Below are 15640 nucleotides of genomic sequence, written 5' to 3'. Positions count from 1 at the left end.
TCTTTCCTACATATTGTTTCTATTAATTGATTGCTTTTTGCTCCATGTTTACTAGATTAAATTCCTTCATATTTTCTGCAAAAACAGGCAGCTCTTTTGTTTCTTCTGATTTTTTTACAAGGGTACAAACCAAATCATTATAAGGAGTAGGAATGTTTTTCTCTCTTCCTTTTTTCGAAACATGGCCATTAATAAAATCGATTTCTGTTTTTCTACCTTTCTCTAAATCTTGCAACATACTAGCCTTGAGGTTTGCGTGAGGTCCCCACACTTCTTCGTAAAATGCCATTTTTTCAGCGATATCTTCTTGCTTTTCTAACTCTAAAAACTCAAAGTCTTTCCCTTGCATTTCTACTAGCTGAACATTATTTGCTCGAGCTACTTTAATCGTTTCATCTGCGATGTTTGCCAGGCTTCTCATGGCATCTTGGTTATATAATACCTCTCCGAATGTGCACCCTAATGCTGCAGACATCCCACTAAAGGTGGCATTCATTAACAGCTTAGACCATTTCATTCCATTAATATTAGTAACCATTTCGCAATAACCAACCGTTTCTAAAATGTCTTTGATCGTTTTTAATCTTTCGGTTGTTTCTCCAGTAAGTTCCCCAATATCAAAAGCATATTTCTTCACTACCTCTAATTCTGTTGTAAGCTCAGATACTCCAGGCCCTGTCCAAGTGGCCCCAAAGCCTACTACACCGCCAATAGTTCTTTCCTTTCCAACGATAGCGGCAACGTTTTCTTCAGGTATTCCGTTTTGCAACGTACACACTACACTATCGTCATTTAAAAAAGGTAGAATCGATTCCAATGAATCTTTTGTATAAACTTGCTTTGTAAGAAGGAATATCACATCATACTTTCCAGTTAAATCGTTTGGATGTTTAGCTTTTACAGGAATTGTCTCTTCTAAAAATCCTGTTATTTTTGCACCATTTTGATTTAGTTCATCGACATTTTGTTGATTAATATCAATCAAATCAACATCATATCCTCCTTTAGTGATCAGTGCACCGATAATTGTCCCAAGCGAACCTACTCCTAATACGCCTATTTTCATAAATAGTCACCCCTTGATTAGTTTTTTGGATAGTTGTAAAATTTTCCGTGCTTCATCTGGTGTAGCAACTTCTCTTCCTAGAACGCCAGCCAATTCAACTATTCTTTTTACAAATTGTGCATTGGTAGTAGCTAACTCTCCTTTTTGATAGTACACACTGTCTTCCATTCCAACTCGAACATGACCGCCTAAAAGTATACTCATCGTATTAATGGTTAGTTGATCCTTACTAGCCCCTATTGCTGACCATGTGGAACCCTTGGGAATGCTTTCTACTAAAAACATTAGATTTTTAGGGGTAGCAGCCATGCCACCATGGACACCTAATACAAACTGAAAATGAAATGGTTTCTCCAATAACCCTTTTTTCGCAATTCTTAAAGCATTATCTATCATTCCAACATCAAAGATCTCAATTTCCGGTTTTATTTGACGTTCTTTTGTAATCGCTGCCAATTCTTCTAAAAAAGTAGGAGTATTATGAAAAACGTCTTGACCAAAGTTCATAGTCCCTGCATCAAATGTAGCCATTTCGGGATTTAGCTCGCAAACTTTCAATCTTGCTTCTTCATTATTCCCTAATCCGCCCGCTGTTGTTAAATTTAGAATAATATCGCATTTATCCTTTACTCGATCTATTACTTCTTTATATGTGTCTAAATCAAGTGTGTTGTCTCCTTTATAATCTCTAACATGAATATGGGCAATAGCTGCCCCTTCTTTCCACGATTCATAGACTGAATCTGCAATCTCTTTTGGAGATAGCGGCACATATGGTGTATGTTCTCTAGTAGTTTGTGCTCCTGTAGGTGCCACAGTAATGATTAGTTTTTCCATCGCTTTACCCCTCGCATTCTATATAATTGGTTATTCACTTTATATAATGCAATTTGTGTGCCAACTATAAAAAACGCAATATGAAAGGCTTTTTTTCCTCGTCTAAAATAAGGTGATGAAATAATTCATCGATTATTAATTGAAATCATCGTTATCTGTCAATTCTTGTTGTTCGTTGGCGATTAAAAAAGGAATCAGTTTCGATTCCTTTTTTAATCACTTATTTGAATTCCTAATTTTTTTGCTTTTTTTACTACAGATGACTGGCTAATTTTTAAAACTGCAGCTGCTTTTCTTGTACTGCCATAATCTTTTAATGCCTTTTCTATTATCTTCTTTTCTACTTTTTCTACAGTTTCTTTAAGACTTAGCTCACCAGTTGATGTTTCTATACTTTCCGGCTCAATATTTAATATGTTTCTGGATAATTCAGCGTTAATTGTTTTATGTTTTTCTGACGTAATAACTAAGCGCTCCACCACATTTTGCAACTCTCTTATGTTTCCTGGCCATGTATACGTTTTGAACACCTCATACACTTCACGATCAAATAATACTTGTTTTCCATACTTCGTGTTATAAATGTCCAAATAATGTTTCGTTAATAATTCAATATCTGAAAATCGATCTCGTAGAGGAGGGATATGAATAGGAAATACATTCAACCTGTAATACAAATCTTCCCTAAATTTCCCTTTTTTAACTAGTTCATATAAATCACAATTGGTTGCAGTAAGAATCCTAACATCGAATTTAATTGATTTCGTTCCGCCTACACGTGTGACTTCTTTTTCTTGGATGATCCTAAGAAGTTTTGATTGTAATTCAAGGGGCATTTCGCCAATTTCATCTAAAAGCAATGTGCCTTTGTCCGCCAATTCGAACATTCCTATTTTCCCTTTACTAGATGCTCCAGTGAAGGAGCCTGCTTCGTATCCAAACAATTCTGCTTCTAATAGGTTAGCAGGGATTGCTGCACAATTGACTTTAATAAAAGGTTTTCCGTGTCGATTGCTATTCATATAAATTTCATTTCCTATAACTTCTTTGCCTACCCCTGTTTCTCCCGTTATAAGAACAGTTACATCTAAATTGGCTACTTGGTGAACCATTTGAATTATAGGTTGAATTTGATGGCTTTTTCCTATTAACTTATTAGTTATTTGCAAATTCCTCAGATGTTCAATTTCATTTTGTGATGCAACAAGTTTCTTTTGCATATCTAATAGATCCGACATATCCCGATTAATAACAACGACTTTTTTTATGTTTCCGTCATGGTCTAAAATAGGTGATCCAGAAAGTAATACTTTTACCCCTGTACGGATTTCTGCCATTGCATTAATTGGTTTCTTTGTTCTAATAATGTCAGGTGTGATTGCATTTTTGTATAATCCTTCCTTCATGAGGTCACTTACATACTTGCCTAAAACTAGTTCTGGTGACAATCCAGTTATTCTGCTGTAGGATTTGTTGACATATAAAGTCTTTCCTTTTTCGTCAGCGATATAAATCCCATCATATAATTCATCGCAAATTTTTTTATAATCGACAGATTCAACATACTTTTCCAATTGTACATAATCTCCTTTTAAACCTGATTCCCTTATGTTCTAATCTAGAATCAAGTGACCCATTTTTAAATGTATATCTCATGCTTTTCTATATTTTCAGTATAATAGAATTTAAGTTTACCACGTCAATACTTTATTTAAGTACAAAGGAACGAGGAATAGCAAAAAACCTCCTGATTATTTAGCCAATGCTATACAATCGGGAGGTTTTTTAGAATAAAAATTTAACTAGCGACTATTTCTGTTATTTAGCTCTCACAAACAATACCTTCAAATAATTCCCCTCTTTAAAAAGCGGAGACGTTCTAAAATCATTAGGAAGGGAAAATTCTTCTTCAATGGTGTATTTACGATTACTGTCTTTAAAAGCTTTTTCCACAAAAGTTTTAAATTTTTTTATCCCAAACGTTGCGTTGTTTGTGGAAGCGACAATCACTCCGTTTTTCTCTGTAATAGCGATGGCATCTTTCAATAGGTTCGTGTAATCCTTAGAAGAGCTAAACGTGTATTTTTTCGAACGTGCAAAGCTTGGTGGATCTAGAATCACTACATCAAAAGCTAATTCTTTTCGTTTGGCGTATTTAAAATAATCGAATACGTCCATCACGATAATATCTTGTTTCTCAGCATCGATTCCGTTCACTTCAAACTGCTCAGTAGTTTTGCTGAGACTCCGTTTTGCTAAGTCCACACTTGTCGTTTTCGTTGCGCCACCTGCAGCAGCGAAAACAGAAAAAGCACCCGTATAAGAAAATGTATTAAGCACTGTTTTTCCTTTAGAATAAGTATCACGAATTTTTTTACGAACGTCACGTTGGTCCAAAAATACACCAACCATTGCCCCGTCGTTCAAGTAGATTGCAAATTTTTGTCCACTTTCGTTCACGATTAATGGAAATTCCCCACGTTCGCCTTTTACAAAATCATCGTCTTCTAAGTATTGCCCTTTCGTATCGAAGCGCTTTTTCTCATAAATTCCTTTATAACTGACAGAAGCTTCGAGTCCAGCCAAAATCATTTCTTTGAACGAGTAAATCCCTTCACTATACCAGCTGATTAAGTAAAATCCGTCAAAATAATCAATCGTTAATCCGCCAATTCCATCGCCCTCTCCGTTAAATACACGGAAAGCGGTAGTATCGCTACTATTGAAATAATCCACACGATGTTTGATCGCAGTTGCAATTTTCTTTTGGAAAAAGTGCGTATCGATTGGTTCATTTTCATTTTTCGTCAGAAGCCAGCCCATCCCTTTATTTTGCATTCCTACATAGCCTTTGCCAACAAACTTGCCAGCAGGATTGCGCAGTTGTAAAATTGCTCCTTCAGGTAAAGAGGCTATATCGTTGAACCCTTCTTTTAGTAAAATAGGAACTCCTTTTTGTAAATCTTGCGCTAGGGCATCTTTTATTTTTATATCTATTTCTTTATGCATGATTGTCATCCTCGAAGTTTGTTTTTCTTTATTATCACATATGAAAGCACTTAAAAAAAGAAATGCGATGAATTGGATAATTTAATTCATAATTGATTATGTTATTGTATTTAACCACATGGTTGAATGTTTATCAGAAATCAGTTATATTAAACTACATGATTAATCAAAATGAAGAAAGTCTAAATGAAATTTTCCATGCTTTAGCAAATGACACGAGAAGAGATATGGTTCGTATGATGGCAATGGAAGAAAGGACGGTTTCTGAACTAGCAGAGCCGTTTGACATGTCCTTGGCTGCAATTTCCAAGCATTTAAAAGTTTTGGAAAGGGCAAATTTAGTCGAGCGGGTAATAAACGGCAGAACGCATATATGTCGCTTAAAGACTGAATCACTATCTCAAGCAACAGAATGGCTTAACTTTTACGAGAAATTTTGGAGTAAACGCTTTGATCTGCTTGAAAGCGAGCTAATGAAGGCGAAAAGGAAAGAACATTAAACGAAAAAGGAGCAATCACATGAACAATTTATCCACAACGACTTTAACAATGACAAGAACATTCGACGTAGCAGCAGAAAGAGTGTTTGATGCATGGCTGAATCCTGAGATGATGAGAAAATGGTTTTTTACATTGGAGGGGACTAACAAGGTTGCACAAAACAATCCGCAAGTAGGCGGGACATGGGAAATTGTCGATCATCGAGGTGGTCAAGATTACCGAGCAATTGGAGAATATCTTGAAATAGATCCTCCTCAAAAATTGGTATTTACTTTTAAAATGCCTCAATTCAGTGAATTAGAAGATACGATTACAGTAGAGCTAAAAGAACTTTCCCAAGGATGCGAAATGACATTTTCACAAAAAATTCACGTTGCGCATGAAGAAAATTGGACAGAATCTGATATTGAGAAAGCACTCGGAGAATATCACGATGGATCTGAACATGGTTGGAATTTAATGTTCATGGGACTGAAAGAATTACTTGAAACAGGAAAAATTAGTTATACAGGTCAATAATATATTTTCAAAATAGCCGCATTTTCTACCTGGAAAATGCGGTTTTTTGTCATTCATTAGGAAATTATAAAATCTATGGCTTGCGAATGTATTTCTCCAAATCACACAAAGTATGTAACTTTCATCTATTAAATGTGGTATTGGGATAATACTTCTTAACATCTGCTAGTCCAGTTTGTCTCATTCGTGGAATATATTGTATCATTCAACCGTTATTCGAATTTATCACAGCGCTCACTCGCTAAAAAGCGACCATCTTGTAGCGGAAACTTCTTCCGACTCATTATTTAAATAATGAATCACAGTCATTGTCATCTCACCTCAAGTAAACTTGTAATTATAAGAAATGGTTGCTTTCACTGAATGATTTGTTGCCCTAAGCCACTTATTGGTTTTACACAGTCGAAAAACTGTGGAAATTTTGTTTTAAGCGAGTCGATACTGGGTAAATAAGTAATTTTCATTGATTTTCGCTGCAGGCGGTGACTCCAACCGGATGAGTGGGCTTTATGAGACATTCCAACGTACGCCTAAGCGGCGGGAATGGCTTATCGCTCACCCGGTGGAAAGCGTCCGCCCTGCAGCGAAAATCACAGCGGATACTGTTATAGACGAACTTTCCCTATATTGTACAAAATATCTTTTAGTAGAGTATTTTTTGTTAAGAATAACCAAGAAAGTATTATTAAGAAGACTAGATGTATATATACTCTCACTCGCTCCTTATAAAACTGTTTATGGTACAATATACTATACATATGTACGAGGAAGGAAGTTCGTTGTGAAAAAGTCGAAAGTTGTCATTCCGATTATGATCGTTGTAGCGATACTCGCCACATGGATTTTGAAGGATCATACGGATGTACCAATTCTCCATAAGGTCCTTATTACAATAGGTGCTTGTATTATATCTGGAGGACTTGGCTACTTATTACTAGGATCTGATGTTCAAAAAGTGGATCCGAAACCAAATCAGCAACATACAAACAAAAAGGGAAGCAGAAAGTAATCTGTTTTCCTTTTTTCTTAAATAGATAGGAGGTACGAGAATGCTCGAGCATGCACGCCAATTATTGCAAAATTATTTTGGATACGATTCCTTTCGAGAAGGACAAGAAACGATCATTAACTATGTGCTAAACAGTCATTCAAGTCTTTGTGTAATGCCAACTGGGGGTGGGAAGTCACTTTGTTATCAAATCCCCTCTTTAATGTTAGATGGAACTACGGTCGTTATTTCCCCCCTTATTTCCCTTATGAAAGATCAAGTAGATACTTTAGTACAAGCCGGCATTTCAGCCACTTTTATCAATAGTACATTAACTGCACAAGAAGTAAGAGAAACGATGGAAGAAGTGCAAAATGGACAGTATCGTTTACTTTATATTGCGCCCGAACGATTAGAATCTCAAAGCTTTTTAAATCAATTAAAACGTGTCAAAGTACCATTAATCGCAGTCGACGAAGCACATTGTATTTCTCAATGGGGGCATGATTTCAGACCAAGCTACCGTGCTATCCATAGACTTAAGGACGTATTTGAAGTAGAACCAGTCGTACTTGCATTAACAGCTACGGCAACTCCAGAAGTACGAGCGGATATATGTAGATTGCTTCAAATTGAAGAAGATAGCACTGTAATCACGGGATTTGCGCGCACAAATTTAAGGTTTTCTGTCGTACTTGGACAAGACAAAAACAAATTTCTGAAAGATTTTATTAAAAAGAATGCGCAAGAAGTAGGAATTATATATGCGGCGACAAGAAAAACGGTGGATCAGCTATATGAATTGCTAAATAAAGCGGGAGTACGCACGGCGAAGTACCATGCAGGGCTTCCAGAAGCATTTCGCAATAAAGAGCAGGAGCGTTTTCTAACGGATGAAGCGCAAGTAATGGTTGCAACAAATGCGTTTGGAATGGGAATCGATAAATCGAATGTCAGATACGTGATTCATTATCAGCTTCCAAAAAATATGGAAAGCTATTATCAGGAAGCAGGAAGAGCTGGACGAGACGGACTACCAAGTGAATGTGTTGTGTTGTATGCATCTCAAGACGTGCAAACTCAACGCTTTTTAATCGATCAAGCTTTGGATCGTGAACGAATTCCAGGGGAGTTAGAGAAGTTGCAAGGGATGGTCGATTATTGTCATACGGAAAATTGTTTACAGCAGTTTATCGTGACCTATTTCGGAGAACCAGATGCGAAGGACTGTGGTCGATGTGCAAACTGTACGGATTCCAGGGAAGTTCAAGACGTTACAAAAGAAGTACAGATGGTATTATCCTGTGTTGTTCGAATGGGACAGAAGTTTGGAAAAACCATTACAGCGCAGGTTTTAACCGGTTCACAAAACAAAAAAGTAATCGATTTCGGTTTTACGAAATTATCCACTTATGGAATATTGAAGAACCAATCATTAAAAGAAGTGTCGGGATTAATGGAGTTTATGATATCAGAAGGAATCCTATTAGTGAAACACGGAAGTTTACCGACAATATATGTGTCAGATAAAGGGAAAGATGTATTGCTTGGGAAAAGGCAAGTAATGCGTAAAGGAGTCGCAGTAACGAAGCAAATTGCGAAGAACGATCCATTATTTGAAGGTTTAAGAGCACTTCGGAAAAAAATTGCGGACGAAGCCGGTGTACCACCGTTTGTTATTTTTTCTGATAAAACATTGCAAGATATGTGTGTAAAACGTCCGCAAACCGAAGAACAATTATTAGAGGTGCACGGTGTAGGTGCAAATAAACGAGATAAATACGGTAAGGCTTTCCTTGAAGAAATTAACTCTTATACCACCGTATAGTTTTTATGTGACACTACTGTTAAATTAGAAGGTACATTAATCTTCTTCGCATCTTCTGTAGATATTTCAACAATAACTGAGTGTTCTAAAATTTTGAAGATAGTGCCTTGTACTTCGTGATCGTTACGAGAAAAAGAGATCTTCTCATCAATTTTCCGTGCTGCTACGAAGTCGGAAACTTCTTTTGGTTGTCGTTGGAAACTCATGTATCTGCCTCTATTCTAGTTTATTCCGCAAATAGCGATACTTCTATTATAACATAAATAAACTATTAAAATGCGTGATAGGGATTATTAGATGTAATTGGTAGTAAGCTTCGGAAAAAATCACCGGACAACAAGGTGCACTTTTTGATTTCCAGAAATTATTGTATATGATAGTGTTAAGAGATTGGTTTTGGGAGGAGTACGCATGAATTTAATCGAAACGCCGTACTTATTGGAAGAAAAAGAGAAGCATGTGTCGAAAGTGGTTCAATTTGACAACTATCAAGTGATGAATATTCAATTGCGATCAGGAGAAGAAATAAAAGAACATGATGCTAAAGAATATGTTTTAATTGTTGTTAGAAAAGGTAAAATATTATTTACAGTAGATGGCGTGGAACAACTAGTAACGACAGGACACATCCTTCATATGAATCCCCTAGAAAAACATGCATTAAAAGCAATGGAAGATGCAGACGTAATCGTTATTAAAATTGGAAATTAAGAGGAGATTATGCATAGTGCATTTTAACGAACTAAAATTAGACGAAAAGATTTTACGAGCAATCGAACAATTAGGTTATACAGAGCCGACGGAAGTACAACAGAAAGTCATTCCTGTTGCACTCGAAAAACAAGACATTTTGGTGAAATCAAAAACCGGTAGCGGAAAAACAGCAGCGTTTGCAACGCCACTATGTGAACTGGTTGAATGGGAAGAAAACAAACCACAAGCACTAGTACTGGTACCGACAAGAGAACTAGCTGTTCAAGTTCAAGAAGATATTACGAATATCGGGCGTTATAAGCGTGTAAAAGGACTAGCCCTATATGGGAAATCACCATTTGCGAAACAGAAGCTTGCATTAAAACAAAAAACACATATAGTTGTGGGGACACCAGGACGAGTTCTTGACCATATTGAAAAAGGGACGCTAGATGTATCGAAAATCGAATATCTAGTCATTGATGAAGCAGATGAAATGCTGAATATGGGCTTTTTGGAACAAGTTACATCAATCATTAAATTACTTCCTTCAAAACGCACAACAATGTTATTTTCAGCTACTTTATCTGATGAGATCAAAAAGTTGAGTAGTAAGTATATGAAGCAACCCGTTTCGATTGAAATCGATGCTGCCGAAGAAAATGCTCCGGATATTGCGCATGTGAAGTATGTAGTGCAGGAGGAACTTAAGCTTTCATTCCTCGAAAAACTAACGATTATTGAAAACCCTGACAGTTGCATAATCTTTTGTCGTACAAAAGAACGAGTGGAACAACTTGTAGACATATTAGACGAAAAAGGATATACGGCAGATAAAATTCATGGCGGTATGATGCAGGAAGACCGCTTTGAAGTAATGGATGACTTCAGAAAAGGCGATTTCCGCTATTTAATCGCTACAGATGTTGCGGCTCGAGGAATTGATATTGAAGATATTACGCATGTTGTTCATTATGATGTGCCACTAGAGCAAGAAAGCTATGTGCATCGTACTGGTAGAACGGGACGTGCTGGTCGTAGCGGAAAATCAATTATGCTTGCTACGCCACACGAGGATAAATTTGTAAAAGAAATTGAAGGCTTTATTGGCTTTGAAATTCCAGTTGGTCCTGCGTTATCAGCGGAAGAAGTGGCAAAAAATCGCACTGCATTTGACTTGAAGATGCAAGAACAGCCAGAAATAAAAAAATCAAAAAGCGAACAATTAAATGCCAATATCACCAAACTATATTTCAATGGTGGTAAGAAGAAGAAACTTCGCGCAGTAGATTTCGTTGGTACCATAGCTAAAATAAACGGAATGTCTGCAGACGATATCGGTATTATTACAATCCAAGACAATGTAACCTACGTAGAAATACTAAATGGCAAAGGCCCACTTGTTTTAAAAACGATGCGAAACACAACTGTTAAAGGCAAATTACTAAAAGTGCATATTGCGCATAAATAGAAATGAGTACCACATAACCAGGAACGAGCACCACATAAACGAGCTTGGAGTGAACTAAACTCCAAGCTCGTTTTCAATAAATGTTCGATAAGATGGCAATAACCCACTTGGTAGGTTATTCGGATTAAAAAATTGGAGACTTAAAGTTTCAATCCCATCCGGAGCAAGTTCTCCCTTGTATTCCTTTGTTTTATAAACTGCGGTTACCGCATAAAAAGTGTCTCCATTAGGATTTTCTATATAATAGTCTGGACCGGAATACACATGACATAATGTTAGTCCTCCAATATGTAATCCCGTTTCTTCTAAAACTTCACGGCGTGCGGTATCTTCTAAACTTTCTCCAAGCTCCATTAACCCACCTGGCAAGCCGTAAACTCCAAGTTCTCTTTCTTGAAGCAATACTTCATTTTTCTCATTTACTATAAGCACAGCAGAGCCTGGAAGTATTAGCGGACTATGCCCAACATATTTTCGAAGTTCCTTGTAATATTCCATACGTAATATCCTTTCAAGAGCAAGATTCTATTATTAGTTTACAGGAAAAAATGGTAAGATACATAATAATGTGAAACCTCCATGATAGGGAATCGTATATTCTATTAAGGAGTAAAAAGTAAGGATGTGAGCGTTGGTGACAAATAAGCGTTGGTTTCAAATAGGTGTTGCAATACTATTGACATTATTAATTATTTTTTTATTTATGCAAGTAAAAAGTATTTTTTCGCCATTCGTTATTATCGGACAAACGATCTTTATGCCATTACTGATAGGAGGCGTTTTGTTTTATTTAACAAAACCACTTTTAAAATGGTTAGAGTCTTTAAAATTTCCAAGATGGGCTAGTATACTGTCCGTGTTTGTAGTGATTGGATTAGTTGGGTGGGGTTTTTATGGATTAGTCGGCCCCCCTTTAACAAAACAAGTAAACGCGCTTGTGAAAAATACACCGGAGATTGTGTCGGAAGTACTGCAATTTTCGGAGTATGTATCTGACAACCAAGAGCGATTTCCAGAGTTTCTGCAAAAAACAATTACAGAAGTGTCGGGTAAGGTAGATACGATTGCGGTTGGTGCTGGTTCGTTATTGATCAAGTTTATCCAAAATGTGTTCCAAGGTGTTTTCTTATTTGTTCTTGTTCCGTTTTTCCTTGTGTATATGTTGAAGGATCATGAAAAGTTTGCTCCTTTTATAGCGAATTTCTTTAGAGGGGATAAGAAAACTTGGATTCGCAAAACATTAGCTGATATTGACGATGTATTACGTTCTTATATTCAAGGACAATTATTTGTCAGCTTTTTAGTTGGCGTCATGTTATTCATTGGGTATTCCGCGATTAGACTTGAATATGCATTATTGCTTGGTGTATTTGGGATGATGATGAACGTGATCCCATTTTTAGGACCTTATATTGCGCTTGTACCAGCACTTATTATCGCATTTTATCAAGAGCCAAAGCTGGCGATTTATGTAGCGATTATTATGCTCGTTTCGCAGCAAATTGAAAGCAATCTCATTACACCCAATGTAATGGGTAAATCATTAGATATTCATCCTTTGACTGTCATTACGATTATTTTAGCAGCGGGAAATATTGCAGGATTATGGGGGATTATTTTAGGGGTTCCTACTTATGCAGTAATAAAAGCGATACTAAAAAATATTTATGCACACCGAGGAGAAATTAAAGAAGCCGCAACGGAATCTGTTTAGAAGATGGCACGATGATCTAAAACTTAAGCGAAATTATGTTTTTATTAGAAAAGCACCACATATTCACTTGATGAAATGAGGGTTCGACTAATGGATAAACAATTTCAATAAACCAAGTAATGATTTAATCGGGGATATCCTAAGAGATTATGAAAAAACGGGCGGTATGGATAATTTAAAAGGGCAAGGAAAACCATTACCAGCTGATTATTTTTCAGGAGACCTATTTCAACATTTTCAAAAGATAGCGAAGGATGCGGGCTTTAAACCTCATTGGCTAAAGTTACAACACGCGATTCGCGATGAATTAAAAGATATTACCGAAAAGTATACAAATGGACAAAAGGATGGTTTGCAGTTCCGAGTAACAAAGCTGAACGAAAAAATAATGGAATATAACAAATCCTGTCCACCTCCTATGCAAAAAGGTACCGTTCGCTTAGAAACAATCGAAGCAGCTAGTCAAAGATGGTAAAAACAGAGTTCTCATTTTTATGGGAACTCTGTTTTTCTCTATTGACGTGAACTTACTTTTTAATTATGATGAAAATGAGTTAACGTTTAATGTTGTGTAGTTAACTCATTTTACATCGGGGGAAATAATATGAGAAATGAACGTTTAAAAATGATGATTGTAGCTGCATTATTTGCTGCAATTATAGCAGTTGCTGCACAGATAATAATTAATATTCCGCCGGTACCATTTACGTTAATGACGATAGCGGTAATGTTAACAGCAAACATTTTAGGGGCAAAATACGGTGCCCTTGCTGTTGCAGTGTACGTGTTGATGGGGGTTATCGGTATTCCTGTATTTGCAGGGATGAAAGGCGGATTTGGAGTTGTGTTAGGTCCAACTGGAGGCTATATTGTCGCTATTATTCCTGCTGCATTATTTATTGGGTGGTATTTAGAGAATTTCGGACATACAAAAGTACAAGCAATTATCGCGAATATGATTGCTGTATTGATTATTTTAGTTCTAGGGTCCATTTGGTTGAAAGTAGCTGCCGATTTACCTTGGAATGGAGCATTTAAAGGAGGCATGATTCCTTTTATTTTGCCGGATCTAGTAAAAGCAATCGTAGCTGCGATTATAGGGATTCTCATAAGAAATCGCTTAGTTGCCGCAAAACTAATATAAAAAAGCTTGCCTGAGGGGATTCAGGCAAGTTTTTTACGTTTTAGGGGTATCGTTCTTCGCTTAACGAACGATTTTTTGTATGGTGGTGGAATGCCTCGTCTTGCACTTGTATGTTGAGTTCTTCCACAGGAAGAGGATCTACTGTTTGCATATCTTCGTGCATATCAAATAGGCTTTCTTTTGTCGTGCGTACGCCATCTGGATTATCTAGAAAGCGTCCTTGTGCATCTTTTCGGATTTTATCCTTCATTTTTCACAAGGTTTAAAAGCAGGTGACTAAGCACATGTTGTTGTTCTTTGTCTCCACTTTTCCAAAGTTGTTGGAGGAGATGCTCTTCGCGGTTACGGGGCTCTTCATGTTTTGCAAGGTAACCTGCTACTTTTTCCGTAGCTTTAGCTAGTGCTTCTTCACTTAAACCTAGTTTTTCACCAGCGGCAACTTTACTAGCTAAATACGATTTAAAAGTAGTGAAATTTTTAAGGATTTCTTCTTTTTCTTCCGAGTTAATACTACTTAGCTTAGCATCTAGACGGTCATCAATATTCATTGCCATTCACATACACTCCTTTCTTCTTAGAACCATTTATAGTTATGTCCAGAGGGAGAGTAATCATGCATATTTTTTTTAGGAATTAAATGGACAAAACCCACATTTTTGAAGTCCTGGTACATCCTTAGAAAAACAACAAGTTGTACGAACTGGGCTATTGATTAAATGTGCTGGATTTTTCCCTTTCAAATAGTTGGATAAAAATGATTTTGAAGTAAAAGTAGTCCAAATGGATTCATCTTGCATAATTGCCCAATCATGCTTTGCTTGTTCTGCAATTGCTTCATTATCGAAAAAAACGTAGTAATGCCAAAGTAAATAGCCAAAGACGTTTTCCCATAGAGTGAGAGGTGACACGCTGCATATCGCGCGCAATTGTTGAATAATTGGATAGCATTGATGCTCCCAAATTAGCTGTACATCTTTTGAGCGATTTTCCCTTGTCTCGCGAAAATGTTCTTTTCGTATATATGTGCTTATTGTTTTATTTCCATACTCGGTTGTTGCGAAAAACGTTAAATCTTCTAGTGGACCATCCCAAATTTCATCGTACATCGTCATCATATAAAACTGCATGGAAATGAACATACCAACTCTACGCATGAAAAAAGAAGCAGCAATAGGATCAGTCGGAGCGCTAGAGATTAACTTAATCATGGAAAGTGAACTATCTACGTTTTTGGCATGGAAAAGGGGAGTTCCAATAGGTTCTACATACACACTATAATTATTTAATTGTCTGATTTGATCATTCGATAAAGTAGTCATACGTTTATTATACAAAACTTTATCAAAATGGTTGACTTTTTAAATGAAAATGATTATCATTACCATATAGAGACTTACTCTTAATGGGGAAGATTCTAACCAGCGACTTTTCTCCAAAATTGTGGCTGATGTTCGCACACTTAACCCCCCTCAACGTTAAGATCGTGCATATATTTGTATCGGTGACCAAAACTGGTCGCCGATTTTTTTATGTTTATAAAATTTATAAGCGCTAATTTGGAATCTGCAGTTAGTGGAGATTTAAATTTATCAGGCCCACTACACTAATTTAAAAACCAAATTAGAAAATGTTGCCTCCAAATAAGTGGAGCATTTACTAGGATAAAGTTCGTTGCTTTCACCAACAATCTGATTGCTCATAGCTATTTACTGGATACTTATATCATTGAAATACAACACTGTATAGAGATACTGCGCGGTAAAAGAGCTATTAGGTGACCGCTAGGATTTTCACTGCAGTCGTACGCTTTCCACCGGGTAAGCGATGAGCCTTCACCGCCGCTTAGGCGGACGCCTGAGAAGTCTCATTA

General features: G+C 36.7%; 18 protein-coding genes. 9 read left to right on the top strand and 9 right to left on the bottom strand.

The annotated features are described in order from the left end of the window. Window positions 1-22 precede the first annotated feature (22 nt). The 4 genes from FG383_RS03920 to FG383_RS03905 all read right to left on the bottom strand — a co-directional run bounded on the left by FG383_RS03920 (window position 23) and on the right by FG383_RS03905 (window position 4912). Entirely contained in the window at window positions 23-1066 is a 1044-nt protein-coding gene (locus FG383_RS03920) for a ketopantoate reductase family protein (protein WP_142605548.1), read from the bottom strand. Between the two features lie 6 nt (window positions 1067-1072). Then, window positions 1073-1903, bottom strand: a complete 831-nt coding sequence (locus FG383_RS03915) for a beta-keto acid cleavage family enzyme (RefSeq protein ID WP_142605547.1) — start codon at window positions 1901-1903, stop codon at window positions 1073-1075. A 212-nt stretch (window positions 1904-2115) separates the two neighbouring features. Then, complete coding sequence (locus tag FG383_RS03910) at window positions 2116-3477, bottom strand: sigma-54 interaction domain-containing protein (protein WP_142605546.1); 1362 nt, start codon at window positions 3475-3477, stop codon at window positions 2116-2118. Between the two features lie 244 nt (window positions 3478-3721). Beyond that, a complete protein-coding gene (locus FG383_RS03905; protein WP_142605545.1) occupies window positions 3722-4912 on the bottom strand; it encodes a class I SAM-dependent rRNA methyltransferase in 1191 nt (396 codons plus the stop codon). 98 nt (window positions 4913-5010) lie between these two features. Here FG383_RS03905 and FG383_RS03900 point away from each other — a divergent pair, with 98 nt between their 5' ends. From FG383_RS03900 to recQ, 4 genes are all read left to right on the top strand, one after another. Next, window positions 5011-5412 (top strand): ArsR/SmtB family transcription factor, encoded by a 402-nt coding sequence (locus FG383_RS03900; protein WP_246096848.1) that lies wholly within the window; start codon window positions 5011-5013, stop codon window positions 5410-5412. 19 nt (window positions 5413-5431) lie between these two features. After that, window positions 5432-5932: an SRPBCC family protein gene (locus FG383_RS03895; protein WP_142605543.1), complete on the top strand. Its 501-nt coding sequence runs from the start codon at window positions 5432-5434 to the stop codon at window positions 5930-5932. A 781-nt stretch (window positions 5933-6713) separates the two neighbouring features. Continuing rightward, entirely contained in the window at window positions 6714-6941 is a 228-nt protein-coding gene (locus FG383_RS03890; protein WP_142605542.1) for a hypothetical protein, read from the top strand. Between the two features lie 40 nt (window positions 6942-6981). Then, a complete protein-coding gene (gene recQ / locus FG383_RS03885; protein WP_142605541.1) occupies window positions 6982-8748 on the top strand; it encodes a DNA helicase RecQ in 1767 nt (588 codons plus the stop codon). Here recQ and FG383_RS03880 read toward each other — a convergent pair. Continuing rightward, entirely contained in the window at window positions 8733-8954 is a 222-nt protein-coding gene (locus FG383_RS03880) for a DUF2187 family protein (RefSeq protein ID WP_142538970.1), read from the bottom strand. The two genes, recQ and FG383_RS03880, sit on opposite strands and share 16 nt — an antisense overlap. Window positions 8955-9159: 205 nt before the next feature. Between FG383_RS03880 and FG383_RS03875 the strand changes: the two genes are divergently transcribed. Further along, window positions 9160-9459, top strand: coding sequence for a cupin domain-containing protein (locus FG383_RS03875; protein WP_142605540.1), 300 nt, complete (start codon window positions 9160-9162; stop codon window positions 9457-9459). A gap of 16 nt (window positions 9460-9475) precedes the next feature. Next, window positions 9476-10912, top strand: a complete 1437-nt coding sequence (locus tag FG383_RS03870; protein ID WP_246096843.1) for a DEAD/DEAH box helicase — start codon at window positions 9476-9478, stop codon at window positions 10910-10912. Between the two features lie 54 nt (window positions 10913-10966). Here FG383_RS03870 and FG383_RS03865 read toward each other — a convergent pair whose 3' ends face one another. Next, complete coding sequence (locus FG383_RS03865) at window positions 10967-11410, bottom strand: NUDIX hydrolase (RefSeq protein WP_142605539.1); 444 nt, start codon at window positions 11408-11410, stop codon at window positions 10967-10969. Between the two features lie 136 nt (window positions 11411-11546). Here FG383_RS03865 and FG383_RS03860 point away from each other — a divergent pair, with 136 nt between their 5' ends. From FG383_RS03860 to FG383_RS03850, 3 genes are all read left to right on the top strand, one after another. Continuing rightward, window positions 11547-12626 (top strand): AI-2E family transporter, encoded by a 1080-nt coding sequence (locus FG383_RS03860; RefSeq protein WP_142605538.1) that lies wholly within the window; start codon window positions 11547-11549, stop codon window positions 12624-12626. 166 nt (window positions 12627-12792) lie between these two features. Then, window positions 12793-13101 carry a DnaJ family domain-containing protein gene (locus FG383_RS03855; RefSeq protein WP_142605537.1) on the top strand — a complete coding sequence of 103 codons (309 nt, stop codon included), beginning with the start codon at window positions 12793-12795 and terminating at the stop codon, window positions 13099-13101. 129 nt (window positions 13102-13230) lie between these two features. Next, window positions 13231-13770: a biotin transporter BioY gene (locus FG383_RS03850; protein WP_142605536.1), complete on the top strand. Its 540-nt coding sequence runs from the start codon at window positions 13231-13233 to the stop codon at window positions 13768-13770. A gap of 40 nt (window positions 13771-13810) precedes the next feature. Here FG383_RS03850 and FG383_RS03845 read toward each other — a convergent pair whose 3' ends face one another. From FG383_RS03845 to FG383_RS03835, 3 genes are all read right to left on the bottom strand, one after another. Beyond that, a complete protein-coding gene (locus tag FG383_RS03845; RefSeq protein WP_142605535.1) occupies window positions 13811-14020 on the bottom strand; it encodes a hypothetical protein in 210 nt (69 codons plus the stop codon). After that, complete coding sequence (locus FG383_RS03840; RefSeq protein WP_402825213.1) at window positions 14010-14318, bottom strand: DUF3243 domain-containing protein; 309 nt, start codon at window positions 14316-14318, stop codon at window positions 14010-14012. The genes FG383_RS03845 and FG383_RS03840 overlap by 11 nt, the downstream gene beginning before the upstream one ends. A 78-nt stretch (window positions 14319-14396) precedes the next feature. Beyond that, on the bottom strand, window positions 14397-15089 hold the full coding sequence (locus tag FG383_RS03835) for a hypothetical protein (RefSeq protein WP_142605533.1): 693 nt from the start codon (window positions 15087-15089) through the stop codon (window positions 14397-14399). Between the last annotated feature and the right edge of the window lie 551 nt (window positions 15090-15640).

Origin of the sequence: Psychrobacillus soli (assembly GCF_006861775.1) — a bacterium.
Lineage (GTDB): Bacteria > Bacillota > Bacilli > Bacillales_A > Planococcaceae > Psychrobacillus > Psychrobacillus soli.
The sequence above is the reverse complement of the archived record's forward strand: the minus strand, read 5'-3'. Positions and strand labels throughout refer to the sequence as shown.